This window comes from Rhodopseudomonas sp. BR0C11, assembly GCF_010820945.1.
Lineage (GTDB): Bacteria > Pseudomonadota > Alphaproteobacteria > Rhizobiales > Xanthobacteraceae > Rhodopseudomonas > Rhodopseudomonas palustris_H.
Genome location: NZ_QTKI01000582.1, coordinates 1 through 2179, shown reverse-complemented (window position 1 = coordinate 2179; position 2179 = coordinate 1). Strand labels below are relative to the sequence as shown.

At 69.7% G+C, this 2179-nt stretch carries 1 protein-coding gene; it reads right to left on the bottom strand.

Annotated features, from left to right (window positions below):
• The coding region (locus DYI24_RS25410) for an SGNH/GDSL hydrolase family protein (protein ID WP_164574281.1) at positions 1–1936 on the bottom strand (1936 nt) is incomplete at its 3' end.
• Positions 1937–2179 lie beyond the last annotated feature (243 nt).

Sequence of the window (2179 nt, the reverse complement as noted above, 5' to 3'; positions counted from 1 at the left end):
GAATTGCGCCGCCATACACCGCCGACACCACGCCCCAGGTTGCGTCGTGGATGTCGGCCGGCTGGATCGCGGCGGCGAGGCCCTGCGGATAAGTCATCGCCGCGAAGTAACTGTCGTTGGCATCGCGGATCCAGCGCGCGCGGGGCAGGTAAGCCCGGTAGTTGCTGGCCCCGGCGCCGCAGGTCATCGGCGAGTTGCCGGCGGTGACGATGTCGGCGTTGAAGCTGTTGCCGCTCTGCGAGAAACAGACGCGATCGAATTCCGGATCGGTGGCGGCGCGGGCGCAGAAGCCGTGATCGGCGAACACCCGCTGATGCGAGTCGACAAACGTCATCCGCTCGGTCGACGGATCACGGCACAGCACGCCGTTGGAGCATTGCGCCAGGTCTTTCAGCCGGGGCAGGAACTCATTGTCGACGAACGACGTGACGGCGCCGAGCCGGGTCGGATCGGCATTGAACGAGGGGTGGATGTCGAAGCCCGCCGGCCCGCCGGGGCAGGGGGTGCCGCGATTCGACAGCGCCGGATTGCCGTAGGCGACATAGACCACCCGCGACAGATCTTCGACCATTGGCTTCAGCGCCTCGCGTAGCCGGGCGAAGTCCCGCGGCAGCGTGCGGGCCAGCGCGGTACGCGATTCTTCCACCGAGCCGATCACGCCGGAGCGTCGGAACAGCGCGCGCTCGGTCGGTGAGTCGACGATGACGTCGGCGACGAGGCCCGAGAAGTTGATGTCGTTGGCGCCGATCGACAGCAGCACCAGGTCGAGCGTGCGGTCCGGCTGACGGCGGTGCGCCGCTGTGAGGGCGGCGCGCAGTTCGCCGAGCTGACCGTCGACGCTGCCGGGACACGAGGTTCCGGATTTGGTTCGGAAGCACTCTCGGGCGCGCTGCGAGCCGAACAGTCCGTCGGTGATCGTGGCGCCGGTGCAGGCGAGCGGCAGATAGGTGACGGCGATGTGCGGATGGCGGACCGCCAGCGCGAGCGCCGTCCGGGTCTGGTAGCTGTACAGCGAACGGTGGCAGGCGGCGTTGAACCAGGTCGCCGAATAGCGCTGCCAGTTCGCCAGCGTGTCCGGAGCCTCGCAGGCGCGGCCGCCCTTGAAGCCGGCCCGGCTCGGCCGGTAGAACTGGCCGATCCCACTGCCGAGATACGACTTGAAGCAGAAGCCTTCATCCGACAGCGCGATGGCGCGGTCCGGGTTGCCTTCGCCCGAGCCGATCGAGTCACCGAGTCCGGCGATGAAGAAGTCCCGCACCATGATCTGGGTGGTGACGCGGAGCGGCGCGTCGGCGCCGCTGGTGATGTCCACGTTGGCGACCGTCGGCTTGCCGTAGCGGGCGCGGAAGTTGATCGGCTCGGCGCAGTCCTGGGTGGCGTTACGCGGCCCGTCGCCGTCGTCGAACGTCCAGGCGCAGATCGCGCCGACCGGCACGGCGCCGGCGAGGCGGACTGTCACCGGGTGCTCGGTCGGGGTCAGGTAGCTTTCCTTGACGCCATCGCGGGTGCACGGCTCGTTGACCCGCCCAGCGAGGTCGATGCACAGCCGGTTGACGACGTTGCGGGCCCAGCCGCGGCCTTCGCTCTGTCGGCCGAGTGTCTGCTCGGAGGCCAGCACTGTCAGCCCGTTCAGCGCCTCGACCTGCTCGCGGAAATCGCGCTCCTCCCGGAACAGCCGGAAGCGGTTGCGCACCTCCCAGGCGATCTGGATCGAGCCGTCGGTGACCGGCACCGCGGCAACGGCGGCCGGTGCTCCGGAAGGCGGGGCGACAGGCACCGCCGGAGCCGGAGCTGCCGCCGGGGGCGCGGCGGGCGCAGCCGGTTCGGGGCTGCTCGAGCCGCCGAACAGGGGGATTTGAGCGGAAGCAGGGAGCGACGAGGCGCTCGCCGCCGCGGTCAGCAGCAACAGGAGCGCCAGGGAGCGGAAACGGGACATGTCACCACGCGGCCATGAGGAGATCGCGGCCATTGACGCCGCTGTTGAGGCCAAAATATGGGCCTCGGCGGCGTCGACAAGCGATTGCCGCTGTCAGAGCTTTGAGGAGCGCTGGACGACCTGGCCGACTGGGACCTGACCGACCGGGGCCCGGGCGGGGGCCGCCGCCGGAGTGGCGCCAGGCGCATGCTCGTTGCCGCTGCAGGCGTTGCGGCGTTCCTGCCATGGCTTGCTCACGCTGAG